The organism is Streptomyces sp. NPDC000410, from assembly GCF_040300305.1.
GTDB lineage: Bacteria > Actinomycetota > Actinomycetes > Streptomycetales > Streptomycetaceae > Streptomyces.
Map to the genome: position 1 here is coordinate 1 of NZ_JBEPDM010000146.1, position 1,000 is coordinate 1,000.

General features: G+C 67.2%; 2 protein-coding genes. Both read left to right on the top strand.

Annotated elements, in window-relative coordinates:
• Positions 1-76 precede the first annotated feature (76 nt).
• The gene (locus tag ABT342_RS38155) at positions 77-535 is read left to right on the top strand and encodes an IS3 family transposase (RefSeq protein WP_351584235.1); all 459 of its coding nucleotides are present in this window, start codon (positions 77-79) and stop codon (positions 533-535) included.
• On the top strand, positions 502-960 hold the full coding sequence (locus tag ABT342_RS38160) for an IS3 family transposase (protein ID WP_351584237.1): 459 nt from the start codon (positions 502-504) through the stop codon (positions 958-960). Before ABT342_RS38155 ends, ABT342_RS38160 begins: the two co-directional genes overlap by 34 nt.
• Positions 961-1,000 lie beyond the last annotated feature (40 nt).

Sequence of the window (1,000 nt, forward strand, 5' to 3'; positions counted from 1 at the left end):
GGGCGAACGAGATCCTCAAAGCCGCCTCGGTGTTTTTTGCCCAGGAGATCGACCGTCCCCGGACGAGGCCGAGCAGGTGATCGACCACCTGCGTGACAGAGGTCTCGGGGTCGATCCCGTCTGCCGGGTGCTGGAGCTGTCGCCGTCGACGTACTTCGCCCGCAAGAAGCGGCCGAAGTCGGCCCGCCGGCTCCGGGACGAGCAGCTCATGCCGCTGATCGAGCAGGTCCACGCGGAGTCGGGCGGCACCTATGGTGCCCGCCGGATCACCCGCGCGCTTCGGCGCAAGGGTGTGGACGTGGCCCGCTGCACCGTCGAGCGGCTGATGGCCGAGCTGGGCCTGGAGGGCGTCATCCGTGGCCGGCGCCGCCGCACGACCGTTCCGGAGCCGTCGGCGCCGCGTCCGCCGGACCTGGTCGACCGCGACTTCACCGCCTCCCGGCCCGATCAGCTGTGGGTCGCGGACATGACGTATGTCCGCACCTGGTCGGGTGGGCGTATGTGGCGTTCGTCCTGGACGTGTACTCGCGGATGATCGTCGGCTGGCAGGTCGCGAACCGCATGCGGACCGAACTCCCGCTGGACGCCCTGGAGATGGCGCTCTGGCGGCGCCGGATCAAGAAGGACTCCGGACTGATACACCACAGCGATCGCGGGTCTCAATACGTATCAATTCGGTATACCGACCGGCTCGCCGACATCGGCGCCTCCGCCTCCGTCGGCTCCGTCGCGGACTCGTATGACAACGCGATGGCCGAGGCGCTGAACGGGACCTTCAAGGCCGAGCTGATCGAGATGCAGGGTCCCTGGAAGGACGTCGACCAGGTCGAGCGGGCGATCTTCCAGTGGATCACCTGGTACAACGAAGAACGCCTTCACTCCGCGCTCGACTACGTGCCGCCGGCCGAGTACGAGGAAGCCTTCTGGCAGAGCCAGGAGCAAACCCCGCAGTCCGCCTGAACCAATCAAGATCGGACTCTACGAAACTCGGGGCAGCTCA